At 60.3% G+C, this 19,775-nt stretch carries 17 protein-coding genes and 1 tRNA gene; 10 read left to right on the top strand and 8 right to left on the bottom strand.

All coding sequences use genetic code 11. From position 1 onward, the window contains the following. Nucleotides 1-115: 115 nt before the first annotated feature. The 5 genes from IE188_RS07430 to IE188_RS07410 form a co-directional block, all read right to left on the bottom strand. Nucleotides 116-1,609 carry a DUF3987 domain-containing protein gene (locus IE188_RS07430; RefSeq protein ID WP_191285823.1) on the bottom strand — a complete coding sequence of 498 codons (1,494 nt, stop codon included), beginning with the start codon at nucleotides 1,607-1,609 and terminating at the stop codon, nucleotides 116-118. Further along, nucleotides 1,606-2,505, bottom strand: a complete 900-nt coding sequence (locus tag IE188_RS07425) for a DUF7146 domain-containing protein (protein ID WP_191285822.1) — start codon at nucleotides 2,503-2,505, stop codon at nucleotides 1,606-1,608. The genes IE188_RS07430 and IE188_RS07425 overlap by 4 nt, the downstream gene beginning before the upstream one ends. After that, a complete protein-coding gene (locus IE188_RS07420; protein WP_191285821.1) occupies nucleotides 2,502-2,804 on the bottom strand; it encodes a hypothetical protein in 303 nt (100 codons plus the stop codon). The genes IE188_RS07425 and IE188_RS07420 overlap by 4 nt, the downstream gene beginning before the upstream one ends. Further along, nucleotides 2,801-2,995 (bottom strand): helix-turn-helix transcriptional regulator, encoded by a 195-nt coding sequence (locus IE188_RS07415; RefSeq protein WP_191285820.1) that lies wholly within the window; start codon nucleotides 2,993-2,995, stop codon nucleotides 2,801-2,803. The genes IE188_RS07420 and IE188_RS07415 overlap by 4 nt, the downstream gene beginning before the upstream one ends. A 334-nt stretch (nucleotides 2,996-3,329) precedes the next feature. Continuing rightward, nucleotides 3,330-4,577, bottom strand: coding sequence for a tyrosine-type recombinase/integrase (locus IE188_RS07410; RefSeq protein WP_229836589.1), 1,248 nt, complete (start codon nucleotides 4,575-4,577; stop codon nucleotides 3,330-3,332). Nucleotides 4,578-4,941: 364 nt separating this feature from the next. On the opposite strand from IE188_RS07410, the gene IE188_RS07405 reads away from it, so the two are divergent. Both IE188_RS07405 and IE188_RS07400 read left to right on the top strand, forming a co-directional pair. Continuing rightward, on the top strand, nucleotides 4,942-8,544 hold the full coding sequence (locus IE188_RS07405; RefSeq protein WP_191285818.1) for a CDP-glycerol glycerophosphotransferase family protein: 3,603 nt from the start codon (nucleotides 4,942-4,944) through the stop codon (nucleotides 8,542-8,544). 39 nt (nucleotides 8,545-8,583) lie between these two features. Continuing rightward, nucleotides 8,584-8,970, top strand: coding sequence for an adenylyltransferase/cytidyltransferase family protein (locus IE188_RS07400; protein ID WP_191285817.1), 387 nt, complete (start codon nucleotides 8,584-8,586; stop codon nucleotides 8,968-8,970). A gap of 14 nt (nucleotides 8,971-8,984) precedes the next feature. On the opposite strand, the gene betB is transcribed toward IE188_RS07400, so the two are convergent. From betB to IE188_RS07385, 3 genes are all read right to left on the bottom strand, one after another. Beyond that, entirely contained in the window at nucleotides 8,985-10,439 is a 1,455-nt protein-coding gene (betB, locus tag IE188_RS07395; protein WP_191285816.1) for a betaine-aldehyde dehydrogenase, read from the bottom strand. A gap of 162 nt (nucleotides 10,440-10,601) precedes the next feature. After that, nucleotides 10,602-11,333: an RlmE family RNA methyltransferase gene (locus IE188_RS07390; RefSeq protein WP_191285815.1), complete on the bottom strand. Its 732-nt coding sequence runs from the start codon at nucleotides 11,331-11,333 to the stop codon at nucleotides 10,602-10,604. Then, the gene (locus IE188_RS07385) at nucleotides 11,333-12,445 is read right to left on the bottom strand and encodes a Ppx/GppA phosphatase family protein (protein ID WP_191285814.1); all 1,113 of its coding nucleotides are present in this window, start codon (nucleotides 12,443-12,445) and stop codon (nucleotides 11,333-11,335) included. Before IE188_RS07385 ends, IE188_RS07390 begins: the two co-directional genes overlap by 1 nt. A 279-nt stretch (nucleotides 12,446-12,724) precedes the next feature. Here IE188_RS07385 and IE188_RS07380 point away from each other — a divergent pair, with 279 nt between their 5' ends. The 8 genes from IE188_RS07380 (at nucleotide 12,725) to IE188_RS07345 (ending at nucleotide 19,774) form a co-directional block, all read left to right on the top strand. Further along, nucleotides 12,725-13,021, top strand: coding sequence for a virulence factor (locus tag IE188_RS07380; protein WP_191285813.1), 297 nt, complete (start codon nucleotides 12,725-12,727; stop codon nucleotides 13,019-13,021). Nucleotides 13,022-13,047: 26 nt separating this feature from the next. Then, entirely contained in the window at nucleotides 13,048-13,986 is a 939-nt protein-coding gene (locus tag IE188_RS07375; RefSeq protein WP_191285812.1) for a methylenetetrahydrofolate reductase, read from the top strand. Between the two features lie 3 nt (nucleotides 13,987-13,989). Continuing rightward, on the top strand, nucleotides 13,990-15,063 hold the full coding sequence (locus tag IE188_RS07370; RefSeq protein ID WP_191285811.1) for a methyltetrahydrofolate cobalamin methyltransferase: 1,074 nt from the start codon (nucleotides 13,990-13,992) through the stop codon (nucleotides 15,061-15,063). 156 nt (nucleotides 15,064-15,219) lie between these two features. Further along, nucleotides 15,220-15,528 carry a putative quinol monooxygenase gene (locus IE188_RS07365; protein ID WP_191285810.1) on the top strand — a complete coding sequence of 103 codons (309 nt, stop codon included), beginning with the start codon at nucleotides 15,220-15,222 and terminating at the stop codon, nucleotides 15,526-15,528. A gap of 200 nt (nucleotides 15,529-15,728) precedes the next feature. Then, nucleotides 15,729-16,916, top strand: coding sequence for a CaiB/BaiF CoA transferase family protein (locus tag IE188_RS07360; protein ID WP_191285809.1), 1,188 nt, complete (start codon nucleotides 15,729-15,731; stop codon nucleotides 16,914-16,916). 138 nt (nucleotides 16,917-17,054) lie between these two features. Further along, nucleotides 17,055-19,097, top strand: a complete 2,043-nt coding sequence (locus tag IE188_RS07355) for an ASKHA domain-containing protein (protein WP_191285808.1) — start codon at nucleotides 17,055-17,057, stop codon at nucleotides 19,095-19,097. A 54-nt stretch (nucleotides 19,098-19,151) separates the two neighbouring features. After that, nucleotides 19,152-19,225: transfer RNA gene (locus IE188_RS07350), tRNA-Gly, on the top strand. 60 nt (nucleotides 19,226-19,285) lie between these two features. Beyond that, the gene (locus IE188_RS07345; protein WP_191285807.1) at nucleotides 19,286-19,774 is read left to right on the top strand and encodes an acyl-CoA thioesterase; all 489 of its coding nucleotides are present in this window, start codon (nucleotides 19,286-19,288) and stop codon (nucleotides 19,772-19,774) included. Nucleotide 19,775 lies beyond the last annotated feature (1 nt).

Raw genomic sequence — 19,775 nt, 5'->3', positions numbered from 1 at the left:
CCTGACAAAACCGACTAAACCGACACAACCCCGTTCTGGCGGGCTACACACCCGGTTTTGTCAGTTAAGTCAGTTCTGTCAGGGCGGGTGTTGATGCAACCCGCCCCAACAGGACTTAGCCGTTGAACACCGCCGGATTGACCAGGAAGGCCCGCGAGGGTCGCCCGCCGCGTGGGTTTTTCTGCACCTCCACGCTGCGCAAAAGATGATTCTCTTCAAGCGCTTGCAAGGCGGGGTTCACCTCGGCAGCGGTGCCAAGCCCCGCGCGATCCAGGCGCAAGACGTCGCGCGATGTAAAGCGCTGCCAAGCGTGCTCACGGATGATTTCGACCAGGCGCATGGCGGCCCGTTCCACCTTTGAGACAGACGCCTCCGCATAGGCGCGGCGCGCCATCGGAAGCGCGTAATGCTCCACCAGGTCGGCTGCCCGGCTGAAGGTCTGCGCGTCAATCTCATGCGGCTGATCACAGGTCATGGCAACCCAATCCAGATGCGCCAGGATCAAGGCAATCCGTGCTGTCAGCCCTGGCAATTTGCCTATGTAAGATAACATTAGGCCTTCGGCGCCGCTCTCCCAGTCCCTTACGTCATGGCGAAACGCATCCAACCGGTCTTTGGCCCCCTCATCAAACGGCAAGACCCAGGGTCGCTGTTGGTCGTATTCATCGGTCATAAGCTGAAGGTCGTGAAGCCGCCCCAAAGCGCGATTGATGAACGCGTCATCGGGTGCCGAACGCGGGCGCATGATCGGCACCGGATCGGGCCAGATCGGCAGGAAACGCGCAAGCAACCCGTCATCATCGGACTTCATCAACAGGCTGCGCAACCGGTCGGGCTGGATTGATCCGGTGACCCCCACCGACAGCCGGTCGATATAGAGCGGCTCACGGCCCATGCGCTCAACCCGGTAGCCCCGCCCGCCATAGGCTTCCAGCCAGAACGGGCGGTCAGACCCACCGCCCGCATAGCGTGTCATGCCCATCAGCCACCCGGCCAGTTCATCACGTGCCATCAACGTGCCACGTGGCTGGTTTGCCAGGATCACGCCCAACCGCTCGACCGTGCTGTCCGTCACCGACAGGCAGGGCAAATGGCGTTCCTGCCCAGGATCGGCTTCGTCGGGCTTGGGCGGCAGGTCTTCCCCGGCCTTGAGCGCGGCCTTGGTTGCTTCTTTCCAGGCGCTTTGCGCGATCTTTGCCACCTCAACCCGTTCAGACCATTCCGCAAGATCAGCCTCAGCCTGTTTGCGCATATCGCGCTCAAGCTCTTTCAACGGGCTCAGCACCGCATCAAGCCCCGGTGATTTGTTCGAGGATGGCGCACCGATCAGCATGGTCCAGAGGATCGGCGGCTCGGACCAACCCGCCCAAGGCGAGACCCACCGTGTGTTGCCAATCGCCGCGCCCGCCGTGGCAAGTAGACCCGCCATAACGTAATCCGGCGGGGCAGACTTGGCCTCGGCGGCATCCCTGATCCATGTCGCCCATTGCGGGGCAAAGATACGCTCGAGCGGCAATTCAGGCGCGGGCGGCAATCCCTTACGTAAGAAACGCGGCGAGGGTTCGGCCCAATCCTCTACGTAAGGTATGGGCTTCAGATGTACGGTCATGCAGCCACCGCCTTTCCCGTTAAGACATCGTTCCAATCAAACCCGTCGGGCGCGGGCAGCATCATTACTTGCCAGCCCAGGGCGTGCGCGCGGCGCGCAAGTGTTTGCGCCGCGTCCCGCCCTGGCGCATCCCCATCGGGAGCGATGATCAGATCACCGGCGCACGCGGGGAGCGTTACGTTAGCTAATCCGCCCACGCTCAACGCGGCCCAGACCTCGGCGGGGCGGTTCATCAATCCGCTGGGCAAGGACAGGGCTGTCTCAATCCCCTCGGCAATCACCAGGTTAGATGTGTGTGAGGCAGGCGTCAGACGCACCGCACCACCGCGCACCGACCCCAACATCGCCTTGGGGCTGTCAATCTCGGCCTTGGTGGTGCCATCGTGACCAAGATATGTGCGATGGACGGCAAAGCGTTCGACCCCATCGACACGCGACACAATGGCGGGCCATCGTTGGGCGCTCTTATGCCAGCAATCCTCTACGTATCGTAACGTAAGCGGCAAGTCGCAGGTGATCCCCCGGTTACGTAGGTAACGCTCCCCTAACGTATTGGTAATGGGTCGCGCACTATCCCATAACGCGCGGGCTTGGTGGGCGCGCTTCTCCGCCTCGGCCTGTTTTGCTTTGTGGTTCGCCGCGATCTCGACCCGGCTTGCCAACATACCACCCAGGGTGGCGCGGGTTGTGTGATCGACAAGCCCGCGCGCCTTGAGCGCGTCCATCACGGCCCCATAAGAGCAGCCCGCATGGCAATGTACGAGCAGTCTGCCATCCACCCCCACGCCCAGGCTGAGACTGGGCGTGCGGTCTTCATGGGCGGGACAACAGGCAAGCCCGTTTTGTCCGCGCCAGGTTCCTCTAAGCGTGCGGGTAATGTGTTCGGCCAAGATCATTGCCGCACCTCGCAGGCAAACCGTGCGGGCAAGGCGTCCATGAATGGATGCTGAGGGGCGTTATACGCCTGTTGAAGCCGGATCAGGGCCTCTTTGGTGGTGCAGTAGCCAATATTGCGCCAAGCCGCCCCCAACACGGATGTTTTGAAGCGCTGCTTTTGCAAGACCCATTGCAGCCCTTGGCGACAGACGATGACCCGATACTTCCCCATGCGGAACAGCTCGGCGCGGTAAGTGTCTGAGGTCTCGCGCACGCTCAGATCAACGGCGCGCGCGGTATTACGCGTGTGTATGGTCATTGAAACACCCCGCCCAGGCTGCGGGCTTCAAACCAGGCCTCAATGTCGATGGCCCGCCAGCCCACCGCGCGCTTGCCCAGCTTGATCGGCTTGGGGAATGTCCCCTCCGCCATCATCGCGTAAAGCGTCGAGCGTGACAGCCCGACCAATTGTTCCACATCCGGGCGTCGATAGATTTTGTTCTGCGTCATATGTGACCGCCTCCCATTTGCCCCAGGTCGATCCTGCTTTGACCTGGGCCCCTTTGGACAGTATGGAGAGGTCAGGGAGTGCCGTTTTGCGCGTCCTGAAGTCTCGTTGGTTCCGGTGTTGCAGCACCGCGTCCGACACGCGACAACAACTGCCCATTAGCGCCGCGTGAGACCCAATTAGGGTCGCAAATTCCGCGCGTCAAATGACCCTGCAGAGGGTCGTAATTATCTAATTATGACATATAGTTGTCAGTCTTTCGGGGGGATTACATATACGTAGGCGAAAAATAATTTGAAAAACCGCCAAAAAAGTTTCCTTTTGGCCCGCGCGCGCTCAATTTGAGGGGCTTGATTGGCCGTTCAACACCTCTGACCAGTCTTCAAGCATCGCGCGGCGGCGACTCAGCATATCTGTCCGGCGATAGGCGCGCTCTACCTCGCTGCCGACCGTATGCGCCAGCGCGAGCTCGGCCAAAACATGGTCATAGCCGTTCTCAGCCGCCCAATCGCGAAAGGTGGACCGTAACCCGTGCGGCACCGCTGGACGGCCCGAGCGGGCGTCGAGATAGCCAACACCGCCCGTCTGTTCCTCGGATTTCTGCATCTTGCGCATAACGGCAGATAGCGACATGTCAGACAGCATTCCGCCTTGAGGCGCAAAAAACACAAACGCGCTGCCTTCCAGACGCGGCAAGTCACGCAACAGCTTAACCGCCTGATCCGGCAACGGCACGCGATGTTCACGCCCTGCCTTCATCCGATCCGCAGGGATGACCCACAGCGCTTCATCCAAATCCACCTCATCCCAGGTCATGCCGCGCACCTCACCCGAGCGCGCGGCGGTCAGGCAAAGAAACTGCAAGGCACGGGCCGAATTGCCGCCGCGCCTGGCAAGGGCGTCCCACCAGCGCGGCGCGTCCTTGAGCGTGAGCGCGGCATGGTGGCGGGTCTTGGTGATCTTCTCGGGCTTAGGCAAAAGCTCGGACAGAAACCCTTTGTAACGCGCCGGGTTGTCGCTCTTGCGATGGTTGGCAACAATGGCCCAATCAAAGACTTTCTCAATCCGTCCTCGCAAGCGCTTGGCCGTTTCCGTTTTGGTCAACCAGATCGGCTCCAGGATGCGCAACACGTCCTGCACCATCACCGCTTCCATCGACAAATGTCCAATCACCGGCATCGCATAGTTATCCAGGGTCGAACGCCATTGCTTGCGGTGCTTGTCGTTGCGAAACTCTTTCAACTTGATCTCAAGATAGCGATCCACAGCATTGGCAAAGGTCATGTTACCCTTGTGCTTGTTGCGCTCGACGCGCGGGTCTTTGCCATTGCGCACCATACGCTTGTTCTCAAGCGCATCCTCGCGCGCCATCGCCAAGGTGCAAATCGGATAGCTGCCAAGTCCAAGCTCAACACGCTTGCCGCCGACAACCACGCGCTGCACCCATTGCTTGCGCCCCGCCTTGTCGATCCGTAGGTAAAGCCCCGTGCCTTTGCCATCGTGATACTTGCCAGGCTCCCGCGCCTTGCTGACAAAAGCGGCTGTTAAACCTGAATTTGGCTTTGGCTTAGTTGAAGCGGTCACAAATATATCCCCCATATTATCCCCCAGTGAATGCCGGATACTGTGGGAATATGCAAGACGTTAGTGGAACTCGATTATGCTTAAAACACTATGTATAAAAGGATTTTAGTGAACGTAGTAGGATCGGTTCGGACCGGAATATGGCTGCCTGTCTCTCCGCCATTTACACCCTTATCTCAGGCGTGGGCTGCGTGTCTGTCAGCCATGATTAAGGGTGAATTGCGCGTTCCTACGTGGCGTTACTCTGCTCGAAAAACACGTGAAACCCGGGGCGGGCCGCGATCTCCACATCCCTGCAGCTGTTGACGCCCTTCCCGTTGAGAAATAACTGTATTGTGGAACGGGTTTTGCACGATTGGGTCCAATGAAACGTCCGAGGTCTCTTGAGGATATCCGTTCTCTCACACGTTTAGAGGTACTGGAAAAGATCGGGGCGCGGCTGCGCCTGAAACCACTGTCGCAGTTGAAATCACGCGTCAGATTTCGCAGATATGCCAGCGCATGGAACGTGCCTGTCGATGAGAAATACTATGCCCGGCACAACAGGGATGCGCTTGTCGGCGGTGGAAGCGGGCATGAGCATTTCAACACAATAGGCTATCGCGAACTGCGCAACCCGCGCGCGGATTTTGACATTTGGTGGTACACGCAGAACTATCTGCTGGGGACCGCCGATCAGGACGCCAACCCCCTGTGGCATTACAACAAGGTCGGTCAAGCGCGCGGTCATCTGGCTCGTCCCCCGCAGAAGGTGGAGTTCCGGCCGGAGTTTTCAAAACCCCTCGTCCCGTCGCCCCGGCGGATCTGCCTGTTTGCCGGGACCGATCCGGATGGGCGGGTCGACGATACGGTTGTGACCTATCTGCGCGAGGTGTCGCGCCATGCGGATGTGTTCTTCCTTGCCGATGGTCCCACCGTCGATACCGAGCTCGCTAAGCTAGACGGAGTGGTTGAACAGGCCTGGGCAAGACGCCACGGCATGTTCGAATTCGGGGCCTACTCGATCCTGGCGCGCGAACTGGTCGGGTGGAACCGGATCGAGACATATGACGAACTGATCCTTGCCCATGACGGCTGCTATCTGGTGCACTCTTTGAAGGATACGCTGGATGCGATGGCCGAAAAGCCCTGTGCGTGGTGGGGGTTGGTGGCCGGCAAGGGGTTCATCCCCGACACCCCGCGCGATGGCACACCATATGACACGCCGATCCCCCTGCCCGACATCAAGGCGCAGCATCTGACCGCATATGAAGCGGATGACATTTATGATTTCCATGTCGGCGCGGGGATGCTTGGTTTAAGGTCGGCCATCCTGCGCGACCCGAAGTTCCGGCGCGTTCTAGATCACGTCACCCGCGAAGATGACCCCCGTCTAAGGGCCCGCAAATACGATATCGGACTGACCCGTTTCCTGATCGGGCATGGCTACGCGTTCGAAACACTTGTCGAGGACGTCGCCGCCGACCTTCCGACCCTGACAACCAAGGCTTTCACCTTGATTGACGGCGGATTTCCCCTGCTCGATTGCGCGCTGCTGGGTGCCAACCCGTTTCGGCAGCCCGGCCTGCATCATTGGAAGGCTCGGATCGCACGGGCCAACCCCGATCTGGACACAAACGCGATCGAGCGTGACCTTCTGCGCCGCTCCGATGCCGGGCGCCTGCACGCTGCCTTCCGCGTAGCCAAGACCCCCGGTCTTTCCCCCGCTCCACGATCTGCGGCGGGGATGTTCTATGAGGATCGCATCACCCCGAAATACGATCATTGGTGGGCGTTCCCGGTCTGTGCCTATAGCCACCAGTTTTCCGACAACACCCGCGCGGTGTTTGAACGCGTAAAAAATGACCCGTCGATCAAGAAAATCGTTCTGACCCGAAGCGTGCCGATAGAAGCGGAAGGGGTGAACGTGGTCGTGGCCCCGCTCGACAGTCATGAAGGGCAGACCTATCTTCTGCGCGCGCGGCAGGTGTTCCTGAGACATGGCGTCCAGTCCAATATCGGCTATCCGTTATCGGGTGATCTGCACAAGTTCCACAATCTGTGGCACGGTATTCCACTAAAGCGCATCGGTTACACTTCGCTGGATACCCAGCATGCGCTGGATGATGTTGCCCGTGAGAACGGGCGCCTGACATCGGTCATCGCCTCGTCGGATGTCGACCGTCTTGCCATGACAGCAGCCTATTGGCCGCTCTCCTATCACGACATCTGGGTCACGGGCTTGCCGCGACACGATTATATCCTGACGGACGAGACCCTGCTGCCCCCAGACTTCCAACCCCGGCTTGACCATCTGCGCAAGACCCTGAACGGCCGAAAATTTGTTCTGTTCGCGCCGACCTTTCGTGCGGATCAGGAAACGGGATATTACAGGTTCTCCGAGCAAGAGGTCAGCGACCTGACCCAATGGCTGACCCGGCACGGCATGGTGATGGGGGTGCGCGAACACATGGCCGACCAGGCGCGCCTTTACAGTTCGCAACTTCAGGGGGACTGCTTCTTTGACGCCTCCGAACGCCATTTCCCGGATATCGAGCTGTTGTATCGCGAGGCCGACATCTTGCTGACGGATTACTCCAGCTGCTTCATCGACTTCATGCTGACCGGGCGACCGGTGATCAGCTTTGCCTTCGACATGGAGCATTACGAACAGAACGAACGTGGTCTTTATTATGATATGAAGCTCGTTTTTCCGGGACCGATCTGCACGGATTTCAAAGGGTTGATGCAGGCGTTAGAGGGCTCTGTCCGCCCTATATCAGACCTGGACCGCGCGGCCTATGACTGGAAGGTCAACTTCTTCCACCGTTTCCGCGACGCGGACAGCAGCAAGCGTGTGGTGGACAGGGTCCGAGACACCTATGCCGGATCAAAACTGCTTTGGGCGTCGCGACCGGGACAGACCACGCCGGACCGAACGGTGACGTTTGTCACAGCATCGGACCCGGCAGGTGGCACAACTTCACACCGTTTGCTTGCGCTGCTTGACCCGTTGCGCAAACAGGGCTGGAGGTGCACCGTCGTGCAAGACGAGCAGCTGCGCCCGAAACATCTGCGCCAGACCCGGACATTGGTCCTGTGCGGGGGGCAAATGACCGAAAACCTTCTGGATCTCTGCGAAACCTTCAAGGCACATGGTGGCAAGGTCATCTTTGACCTGGCCAATGCAACACATGATTTTGGCGCGGTCAGCGAAACTGATCTGTTTCTTGGCGATCCCGATGCTTCGGGTGATTTTCTGATACAGGCTGAGCGCACCCAAAGCATGATTGAAACGGCCGATTACGTTACGGTTTCAACGCCCGGTCTCGCCCGGATGCTTGAGCAGGTCGGAACATCCGGCACCGTTGTACCCAGTGTTTTGACACCTGATGACATGAGCCATCCGACCGATCTGCCCGCCATCAGCCGCGATGACGGGGTGATCCGGCTGTGCCTGATCCCGGACCGTTTCACACCGCTCGCTGATTTTTCCCTCTGCCGTGTTGCCGTCTCCGAACTGCTGACACACCACCCTTCCCTGGAGCTTCACCTGATCGGGGGGCCGGATATTGACGCGTTTGGGATGGCAGGTCACAGGGATCAGGTTAGGCGCCATCCGGAGCCGAATGGTGCGGACCTTCACCACCTTCTGGGCCGCATGGACATCAACCTGACCCCCGTTGCCCCGCTTGCGTTCAGCCGGTCCAGGGACGATACGCGCTTGATCATAACGGCACAGCACCGGATCCCGACGATCTTGTCCCCCTCTCATCCCTTTGCAGATGTGGTAGACGACCAGAAAACGGCCATTCTGGCACAGACGAAAGAGGATTGGACCCGGTCCATCGGGACCTTGATCAGCGACCCCGACCTGCGACACCGCATCGGCGTCGCAGCATTTCAGGACCTGCTGCCACTGTTTGCCGCGTCACGATCCGCCAAAATACTGGCAGAAGTTATGGACGCCGCTCACCGAAACGGCTAACCGTGCAGTCACCTTTCATGGCAACAAAGGAAATGGACCTTGCGAGTCATCACCTATGGAACCTTCGACACCCTGCATTATGGGCATATCCTGCTGCTGGAACGCGCAAAGGCGATGGGCGATTTTCTGATCGTCGGGTTGTCAACGGACACCTTTAACGCCACCAAGGGGAAAAAAGCACATCTCAGCTATGAGATGCGGCGGGATCTTTTGCTCAGCCTGCGCTGTGTTGACCTGATCATTCCGGAAAACACCTGGGAACAGAAACCCGATGACATCCGCACCCACAAGGCCGACATCTTCACGATGGGCAGTGATTGGGAAGGCAAGTTCGACGAGTTGAAAGAGTTCTGCGAGGTACGCTATCTGCCGCGCACCCCGCGCGTGTCCAGCACTGCGATCCGTAACGCATCGGTCAAGGCCTGACCCCAGCCAGACATTCAGAACGGCGCTTCCAGATCGCTCAGCCGGACATAGACGGTTTTCAGCTCGGAATAATGTTCGATCGCTGCTTTCGAGTTTTCGCGCCCGACGCCTGACGCCTTGGTGCCGCCAAACGGCGCTTCGACCGGCGCGTCATTATAGGTGTTGATGTAGCACGTACCGGCCTCAAATCCGGCCACCACGCGATGCGCGCGGGTCAGGTCATTGGTGAACACCCCGGCGGCCAGCCCGAACTCGGTTGCGTTGGCGCGGGCCATCACCTCGTCTTCCGTCTCGAAATCCAAGACTGACATGACGGGGCCGAAAATCTCTTCCCGCGCGATGGTCATGTCATCGGTCACATCGGCAAAGACGGTGGGTTGCAGGAAGAACCCGTCCCCGTCAATCCGACGACCGCCATAGAGCAGACGCGCGCCCTCTTCTTCACCCTTCTCGATGTAGTTCAGGACGATGGTCAACTGGCCTTCGCTGACCATCGGACCGAAACTTGTTTCCGGGTCAAGCGGGTCGCCGATAATGGCGTTGTCCAGCCGTTCTGCCAACCGCGTCAGAAACGCCTCTTTGATGCCCTTTTGCACGAAGACCCGCGTGCCGTTGGAACAGACCTGCCCGGACGAATAGAAATTGCCCAGAATAGCTCCTGAAACAGCGTTTTCTACATTGGCATCGTCAAAGACGATCAACGGAGATTTGCCGCCCAGTTCCATGGTGACATGCTTCATTTCGGCCGCCGCCGCGGCATAGACCTTCTTGCCGGTGGGCACGGATCCGGTCAGCGATACCTTGGCCACACGCGGATCGGTGACGAGCGCCGCGCCGACCTCGCCCATGCCCTGCACCACGTTGAACACGCCCGCAGGCGCGCCCGCTTCCATCAGGATCTCCGCGACCTTCAACGCTGACAGCGGGGTGGTCTCGGATGGTTTGAAGATGGAGGTGTTCCCGCAGGCCAGCGCCGGCGCGGCTTTCCAGCACGCAATCTGGGTCGGATAGTTCCACGCGCCGATGCCGACGCAGACGCCCAAGGCCTCGCGCCGTGTATAGACGAAATCGCCGTTGGCCAGCTGGATATGCTCGCCGGTCAGGCTGCCCGCGATCCCCCCGAAATACTCCAACGCATCCGCGCCCGAGGTCGCATCGGCCACGCTGGTTTCCTGATAGGGCTTGCCGGTGTCCAGCGTCTCCAACACCGACAAGTCGTGGTTGCGCTCGCGCATGATATCGGCGGCGCGGCGCAGGATACGGCCGCGTTCAGTGCCTGTCATCGCCGCCCAATCGGCCTGCGCCGCTTTTGCGGCATTCAGCGCCTTGTCGATGATGGCGGGAGTGGCCGAATGAAGCTGCGCGATCACTTCGCCGGTGGCCGGAAAGATCACGTCGAACGGCGTGCCGTCGGTATCCTCGACATACTCACCGCCGATGAAATGGCTTGCTTTGGGTTGCGCTCTCATGCCGTTGCCTCTCTGCATCGTGCGGTCTCAGCCGCCGGGCGGCGGGATTCGCACCTATCAATGGATTTGACCAAGTCTTTCAGGATGGGCTGGGAAGAACCATCCAAAAGGCGACGGACCAAGGCGCGCTTTCGACCCCTGCCCAAACGGCCCTGTGCGTGCCTAGCCCTTGAACCCCATCGCGACCACGAATTTCTCGGAACTGTCCGACCGGCTGGACGGCGGCTTCACGTTCATCACCTTCTCGAACTTCTGCTTGAGCAGCTTCTGCAACTCGCCCTCGGCCCCACCTGCCAGAACCTTGGCGACGAAGGTGCCGCCCTCGTCCAGCACGTCAAAGGCGAAATATGCCGCGGCCTCGCACAGCGCGATGATGCGCAGGTGGTCGGTTTGCTTGTGGCCGGAACTTGAAGCGGCCATGTCCGACATGACCACATCCGCCTTGCCGCCCAACAGATCTTTCACGACCACATCCGCATCGTCTTCCATGAAATCGAGCTGGTGGAAGGTGGCGCCTGCCAGCGGTTCAACCTCTTGCAGGTCAATACCCAGAAACGTGCCGATCTTCTTGCCGCTTTTTTCGCCAAGCGCATTGATGCGCGGCACGGCGACCTGCGCCCAGCCCCCCGGCGCACAGCCCAGATCAACCACGCGAGCACCATTCACCAGAAACCGGAACTTGTCGTCCAACTCCATGATCTTGTAGGCCGCGCGCCCGCGATACCCTTCGGCCTTGGCGCGTTGCACGTAAGGATCGTTCAACTGGCGTTGCAACCACCGGGTCGAACTGTTGCGCCGCCCGCGCGCGGTTTTCACCTTCACGGTCAAATCCCGCTGCCCGCGACCCGAGCTTTTGCGCACCCGTCCGCCTTTTTTGCCACCTGTGCCTGTCATCAGAATGGTCCGCCTTCCAAAACACCGTCCGCAGACATCTGCGAATACAGGATGCCCTCGCGCAACCCCCGATCCGCGACACTCAGCCGATCCGTGGGCCAGACCCGCAATAACGCCTGCAGGATCGCAGCGCCAGACATGATCAGCGATTGCCGGTCACGCCCGATATGCGAGTTCATCCGCCGCCCCTGTGGCCCCAGCGCCAGATACCCCTGGATCACACGCTCGATCTGGTCCGAGGTCATGCGCAGCCCGTCCACCTTGGTCCGGTCATAGCGGCGCAGCCCCAGATGGGTCGCGGCCACGGTCGTCACGGTGCCGGATGTGCCGATGATCTGGAACCCGGCGCGCGGGGGTTCGTGGTGGAACGGGCTGAAGCCCGCCAGTTGTTCTTCAAAATGCACCGACATCAGGGCATAGCGCCCGGCATCGTCTTCGACATCATCAAACATCTCGCGCAATGTGGCCACACCCAACGGGACCGAAATCCAGTCCACCACGCTGGCGGCCGGAAACTCGCTGGCGCTGCCGACAAAACCACGCCCCATCCGCATGATCGAGCGCGCGCGCTCCATCGGTGGCACTTTGGACAGGTCAATCCAGACCAGCTCGGTCGAGCCGCCGCCGATATCGACGACAAGCAATTGTTCGGTCTTGGTGGACACCAGCGGCGCGCAGGAGACCACGGCAAGGCGCGCTTCTTCCTCGGGCTTGATGATCTCAAGCTCAAGGCCCGTTTCGCGCCGGATATAATTCATGAAGCTCTTGCCGTTCGAGGCACGCCGACAGGCTTCGGTCGCCACAAGGCGCATCCGTTTCACGTCATGCTTGATCAGCTTCTTGCGGCAGATGCGCAGTGCCTGAACGGTGCGCGACATGGACGACCGGCTCAGCCGGCCCGATGCCTCCAACCCGTTTCCAAGCTGCACCGATTTCGAAAAGCTGTCCACGACGTGAAACTGGCTTCCCTTCGGTTGGGCAACCAGCATTCGACAACTGTTGGTTCCAAGGTCCAGAGCCGCATAGAGGCTGGCTGGATCCACGGGTGACGGCGCGGGGGTATCGACCGCTTTCGGGAACGCGCCCGCACCTTCGGGACGCTTGGGCGCCATAGCTTACGCCCTCCATTTCAAGTTGGATTAAAGATAGGGCTGCACCGGGGGTCTGGCAATCCCCTCACGCGATCCGAGATGCAGAATTTCGTTGTCGCACATAATCATGTTGAGAAGTTTTCAGCCCTACCCCCATGGCCCGACGCGCTGCTCTGGCGTATCCCCATTGGGTCAATCAAAGTCGCGCGGGGTCGCTTGTGGCCCGTGTGACGTCGAAAAACGACGCAGGAAACGCCCCACCCACGCGTAGGTAAGGGACAGCGGAGGAGGAAGATTCGCATGCCAGACGTAACCATCGTGTATTGGAGGGACATTCCCGCCCAGGTGATCGTTGGCAAAGGGCGTCGCGGGGCCAAGGCACCGCTGCCCGAGCGGTTCGAACAGGCCATTGACCGGGCCGCCATGAAGGTGAACGCAAAAGACAGCGACGCCTATCTGGCGGAATGGCGCAAGGCTGCCCCCTATACCGTGGACGGAGACCCGCACGAGGTTGCAGCGGCCGAGGCCGCCCGGATCGACGCGGAATATGACAAAGAGCGCCTGATCGCTCTGATTGGCAACGACGGATGGGCGTAAGCCTGTCCCGTATAAAGGAGGCAGCCATGGCGCTGTTGAACTTCCGCAAGAAGCCGACCGATGGTCAGGCGACGCCCGCGTCCCCTGCCCTTCAGGACTTCCTAAAAGGCTATTCGATCGAGGTGATGCCGCGCACCGCCGAGAAGGTCGAGGATTTCCGCGATCTGCTTCCCGAAGGCACCCGCGTCTATATCGCCCATATCGACGGCACGCCGATCGAAGACATGGTCGCCACCGCCAAACGCATCAATGCCGAAGGGTTCGAGGTCATGCCGCACTTCCCTGCGCGCATCATCAAGGACGAAACCACGCTGGCAGACTGGATTGCCCGCTATCAGGGTGAAGCGAACGTGAAACAGGCGCTGCTGCTGGCCGGTGGGGTGGAAAAACCCCATGGTGACTTCCACTGCTCGATGCAGTTGTTGGAAACCGGGCTGTTCGACAAGGCCGGGTTCACCCAGTTGAACGTGGCCGGCCACCCGGAAGGGAACAAGGATATCGACCCGGACGGGTCACGCAAGAACGTCATGGAAGCCCTTCTTTGGAAACAGAAATTCTCGGAGCGCACCGATGCGCAGATGGCAATTGCCACGCAATTCGCGTTCGAGGCCGGGCCAATCATCAAATGGGCCAACGACCTGAAAGATGCAGGCGTCGATCTGCCCATCCACATCGGCATCGCTGGCCCTGCCAAGCTGCAAACGCTAATCAAGTTTGCCATTGCCTGCGGCGTCGGTCCATCGCTGAAAGTGCTGCAAAAACGCGCGATGGACGTGACCAAGCTGCTCTTGCCCTATGAGCCCACCGACGTTCTGAACGACCTGGCCAACCACAAGGCGGCCAACCCCGACTTCAACATCACTCAGGTGCATTTCTTCCCGCTGGGCGGGATCAAGACCAATGCGAACTGGGCCATCGAAAACGGCGGCGAAAACACCGCCCCAGTCAACATGACCAAAGGATAAAGAATGACCCGTACCATCGTTGAATCTGAAACGAAAACCGCGATCATCGGCTTTGACCAACCGTTCTGCGTGATCGGTGAACGCATCAACCCGACCGGGCGCAAGGTGCTGAACGCCGAACTGGAAGCGGGCGATTTCAGCCGCGTGGAAAGCGATGCGCTGGCGCAGGTCGCGGCAGGGGCGACGGTGCTGGACATCAACTCGGGCGCGGTGTTTTCCAATAAGATGGCGGAAGACCCGCGTTATGCCGACAACAACTTCGTCGAACCGGACCTGATGCGGCAACTGGTGGAAACCGTGCAGGCGGTGACGGATTGCCCGCTGTGCATCGATTCGTCCGTTCCCGGCGCGCTTGAAGCCGGGCTGAAAGCCGCCAAGGGCCGCCCGCTTCTGAACTCGGTCACGGGCGAGGAAGAGCGGCTGGAAATGGTTCTGCCGCTGGTCAAGAAATACAACGTGCCAGTGGTGGCGATTTCAAACGATGATACGGGGATTTCCGAAGACCCGGATGTGCGTTTTGCGGTTGCCAAGAAAATTGTCGAACGCGCCGCCGATTTCGGCATCCCCGCCCATGACATCGTCGTGGATCCGCTGGTCATGCCCATCGGAGCCATGGGAACGGCGGGCCTTCAGGTCTTTACCCTCGTGCGTCGGTTGCGTGAAGAACTGGGCGTGAACACGACCTGCGGCGCCTCGAATATCTCGTTCGGGCTGCCCAACCGGCACGGCATCAATAACGCATTCCTGCCGATGGCAATGGGCGCTGGCATGACGTCCGCGATCATGAACCCGGTCGCCTTGCCTGTTGGCCCGACAAAACTGGCTGAAAAGAAGGCCGAAGTGGAAGCCAAGGGCATCGTGATCCCCGCCGACATGGATGACGAGACCTTCTGCCAATTGTTTGGGCTTGGTTCGACCAAACCCAAGGCCGGCAAGGAAATGGAGGCAATTCGCGCCGCCAATTTCCTGACCAACAACGACGATGGCGGGGCTGAATGGATCAAGTTCAACTCGGTCAATGCAGGGGCTGCCGGGGCCGCAGGTGGTCGTCGTGGCGGACGCCGCCGCCGGGGCTGACCTCACCCACGATGCAAAAGATCAAGGCTCGCCCTGCGCGGGCCTTTTTTATTGGTGAAATCACTTCCCGTCGCTGACCCGAACAGTATTCTGTGCTAGAATACCGAGGTTGAGAAGGTCTTGCATTCAGGCGTCACACCAAAGGAGGGTGAACCCATGATTGTGAGGATATTTCAAGTCGTTACACGACCCGGCAAGGAAGCGGCGTTCAGCGCATTCTTCCACGACACCGCAATTCCGTTGATGAAAAGAACCAAGGGACTGGTCCATGTGATCCCGGGCGCACCGCTGCCCGACAGGCCCAGAGAATTCTGTTTCGTCATGGTTTGGGAAAACATCGACGCGCTGAAAGCCTTTGTCGGTGAGGACATTTCCAGCCCCCATATCGACCCGGCGGAAGCAGAACTGGTTGAATCACGGTCCATCAAACACTATCAGTTCGTTGAATCACATTTGCTATTATAGCAATATTATCTATGCCTTATGTAACTTTATTAATTCTTCCACTGCGCATTGTACGACGCAAGTCGGTGTCAAACGCGGCTTACGAGGTGCAGAAATCCTCCTCCTTCCCTTCGGTCAATCGCTGGATTTGACACATCTCAAAGTCACCGGGGTGCGTGATCTCTACCCAGTGCCTGTGCGTAACAGGAAAGGACCGGCCGATGAGCGCCCCCCTCGACGACATCACCATACTCGATCTGACCCATGTGCTGGCAGGCCCCTATTGTTCGATGATCCTGTCGGATCTGGGCGCCAGGGTGATCAAGGTGGAACAACCTGAAACCGGCGATGACACCCGCCACTTCCCGCCGTTTCGCGATGGGTTCAGCGCTTATTTCGCCACCATCAATCGCAACAAGAAATCCATCGCCCTGAACCTGAAGAGCGACGCGGATCGCGCTGTTTTCGAACGGCTTTTGGGTCAGGTCGACGTCGTGATGGAAAACTATCGTCCCGGCGTGATGGAGCGTCTGGGCTATGGCTGGGACAGCCTCTCGGCCAAGCACCCCCACCTGATCTACGGCGCAGTCTCGGGCTTCGGTCATACCGGACCGGACGCCGAGCGTCCCGCTTATGACATGGTGGTGCAGGCCCGTGGTGGCGTGATGTCGATCACCGGCGAGAAGAACCGCGAACCGGTGCGTGTGGGCGCCTCGGTCGGGGATATCGTGGCGGGGATGTTCCTGGGGCATGGCCTTTTGGCCGCGCTGTATCAACGGCAGAAAACCGGCAAGGGGCAGAAGATCGACGTGGCGATGCTGGACAGCCAGTTGGCCATTCTGGAACATGCCGTCGCGATCACCAGCGAAACCGGCATTCCGCCGGGTCCGTCCGGGGCGCGCCATCCGTCCATCGCACCGTTCGAGACCTATCACACCAAGGATGGCCTGATGGTCATCGCCTGCGGTAATGACGCGCTGTTTCGGAAGTTCTGCGAGGTGATCGGCAAGCCGAAATGGGCCAAACGCGATGCGTTCTCCACCAATCTTGCCCGCTGCGAGAATGTCATGTTGCTCAGACGCAAGATCGAGACGGTGACTCTGGCCCATCCGCGCGCCTATTGGATCAAGCTCTTTACCGCCTCCGGCATCCCCTGTGCGCCCATTCAGGACGTGGCCGAAGCGATGCGGGATCCGCAGATCCTGGCGCGTAACATGGTCGTGGACATGCCCGCGCCGGGGCCCGCGCCGGGGGATGACCAACCGTTCAAGGCGGCGGGCAACCCGATCAAGATGTCAGACATGCCCGACATGACCGTGGCCGGGCCAGCGCCCCTACTGGATGGGGACCGCGCCGAAATACTGGCGTGGCTTGAGCAATGTGAAACCGGCACGCCCCTTGCCCGGTGATGCAATGGGTCTGCTAAGCGTCTGATTTCCCCGGTTCCGACGAAAAAGACGTTTCCTTCCCGAAGATGCCGCTGGCAGGCATTGCACCTGCTGGCGGCATCCGTAGATTGGGCGAAACTTTGCAGGGAACGCGCGCGCATGTCACAGGATCCTTTGGTCGTTTTCACCCCCTCCGGCAAACGGGGCCGATTTGCCGTCGGCACCCCCATTCTGACCGCTGCGCGCCAGTTGGGCGTCGATCTGGACAGCGTCTGTGGCGGGCGCGGCATTTGTTCGAAATGTCAGATCACACCTGCCTATGGCGAGTTTCCGAAACATGGGGTCACGGTGCACGAGGATGCCCTGTCGGACTGGAACAAGGTCGAACAACGCTATGACGACATTCGCGGCCTGCCCAAGGGGCGTCGACTGGGCTGTCAGGCGACCGTTCAGGGGGATGTGGTGATCGACGTGCCCCCCGAAAGCCAGGTGCACAAACAGGTCGTGCGCAAACGGGCCGAGGCGCGGGACATCACGCTGGACCCGCTGGTCAAGCTGTTCTACGTCGCCGTGGAAGAGCCCGATATGCATGAACCGTCCGGCGATCTGGAGCGGCTGGTTCTGGCTTTGAAAGAGCAGTGGGATCTGGACGATGTGAAAGCGGACCTGCATATCCTGCAATCCATGCAGCCGATCCTGCGCAAAGGCGACTGGAAGGTCACGGTGGCGGTGCATCTGGGCGATGTCGAAAACCCGCCCCGCATCATGCACCTGTGGCCCGGATATTACGAGGGCGCCGTTTACGGCGTGGCGATCGACCTGGGTTCGACCACCATCGCCGGCCATCTGTGCGATCTGGCCACGGGCGAGGTCGTGGCCTCGTCAGGCTTGATGAACCCGCAGATCCGTTTTGGCGAAGACCTGATGAGCCGGGTCAGCTATTCGATGATGAACCCCACCGGCGCGCAGGAAATGACCGATGCGGTGCGCGAGGGGCTGAACACCCTGTTTGCGCAAATCGCGTCCGAGGCCGAGATCGACACCTCGCTGATCATGGATGTGGTCGTGGTCTGCAACCCGGTGATGCATCACCTGCTGTTGGGCATTGACCCGTTCGAACTGGGTCAGGCGCCGTTTGCGCTGGCCACCTCCGATGCGCTCAGGCTCCGGGCGGATGATCTGAACCTGTCCGTTCACCATTCGGCCCGCGTCTATCTTTTGCCGTGCATCGCGGGCCATGTGGGCGCGGATGCCGCGGCGGTGGCCCTGTCCGAAGCCCCTGACAAGTCCGACGACCTTGTGCTGGTGGTCGATGTGGGCACCAATGCCGAGATTTTGCTGGGCGACAAGACCGGTGTGCTGGCGTGTTCCTCGCCCACTGGTCCCGCCTTTGAAGGCGCGCAGATCAGCGCGGGCCAACGCGCCGCTCCCGGCGCAATCGAACGGGTCGAGATCGACCCCGCGACCAAGGAACCGCGCTTCAAGGTCATCGGGTCGGACTTGTGGTCCACCGATCCCGGCTTTGACCTGGCCATCGCCACCACCGGCGTCACTGGCATTTGCGGGTCCGGCATCATCGAGGTGATCGCCGAAATGCGGATGGCCGGGCTGGTCGATGCGGGCGGACTGATCGGATCGCCTGAACAGACCGGCACCGACCGGTGTTTCGCAGACGGGCGTACCTATTCCTATCGCCTGTGGGACGGTGACGACGCCAATGGACCGATTGCCGTCACCAATGCCGATATCCGCGCAATTCAGATGGCGAAGGCGGCGCTTTATTCCGGGGCGCGCCTGTTGATGGACAAGCGCGGTGTCGATCAGGTGGATCGCGTGGTGCTGGCCGGCGCGTTTGGCGCGCATATCTCGGCCAAGCACGCGATGGTACTGGGCATGATCCCGGATTGCCCGCTGGACAAGGTCAGTTCGGCCGGGAACGCCGCGGGCACCGGCGCGCGCATCGCGCTTCTGAACCGGGCCGCACGGGCCGAGATCGAAGACACCGTGCGCAAGATCCAGAAGATCGAAACCGCGGTCGAACCACGCTTTCAGGAGCATTTCGTCAATGCCTCGGCCATGCCCAACGCGGTGGATCCGTTCCCCATCCTGCGCGGGATCGTCACCCTGCCCGACCTCAGCTTCAATGCTGGCGGCGGCGAGGGCGATACGGGCCGACAACGCCGCAGACGCAGGCGCGGCTGACCGCGCACAGGGCCACTTGACGGCCCGGCGCCGGTGGCATAACCAAAGCCAAAGGCGGGTGTAGCTCAATGGTAGAGCAGCAGCTTCCCAAGCTGACGACGAGGGTTCGATTCCCTTCACCCGCTCCAGTTTTCCACTCCCCGCCGGATGCCGATACCAGCGCAGCTGGCCGACCGCATGGTGTCCTGATGTCTGATCCCTTCGCCCATATCCCGCTTGTCACCCCCCTGAACGCCGCACAGTTGCAAAGCGTGGGTGTGCCGGAAGGCTGGCATTATGGACTGGCTGACCGGGTCCGGTTTCACGAGTTGGACGCCCTGAACCACGTGAACAACGTCGCCTATTTCCGCTGGTTCGAGTCCATCCGCATCCCCTATTTCGCGCATGTTCACGTGACGAGCTATCAGGACGGCGATCCGCAGGTGGTGCTCGCCACGAACTATGCACGCTATTTCAAACCCCTGCATCTGGGCGACAATTACGTGATCACCACGCGCACCAAAAGCTTTCGCACCAGTTCCTTCGTGATGGAATACGGCACGTTTGTGGATGGCGAGCTGATGTGCGGCTCGGAAAGCGTGATCGTGACGCTGGAACAGGACGGCGTGACAAAGCGACCACTGCGGCCTGAGACCATCGCGGCCTTCCGGGCCGAAGGGGCCGAAGGGCCGGCGTAAC

The organism is Aliiroseovarius zhejiangensis (genome assembly GCF_014656375.1).
In the GTDB taxonomy this organism is placed as follows: domain Bacteria; phylum Pseudomonadota; class Alphaproteobacteria; order Rhodobacterales; family Rhodobacteraceae; genus Aliiroseovarius; species Aliiroseovarius zhejiangensis.
Note: the sequence above shows the minus strand (reverse complement) of the source record. Positions and strands in the feature narration are given on the sequence as shown.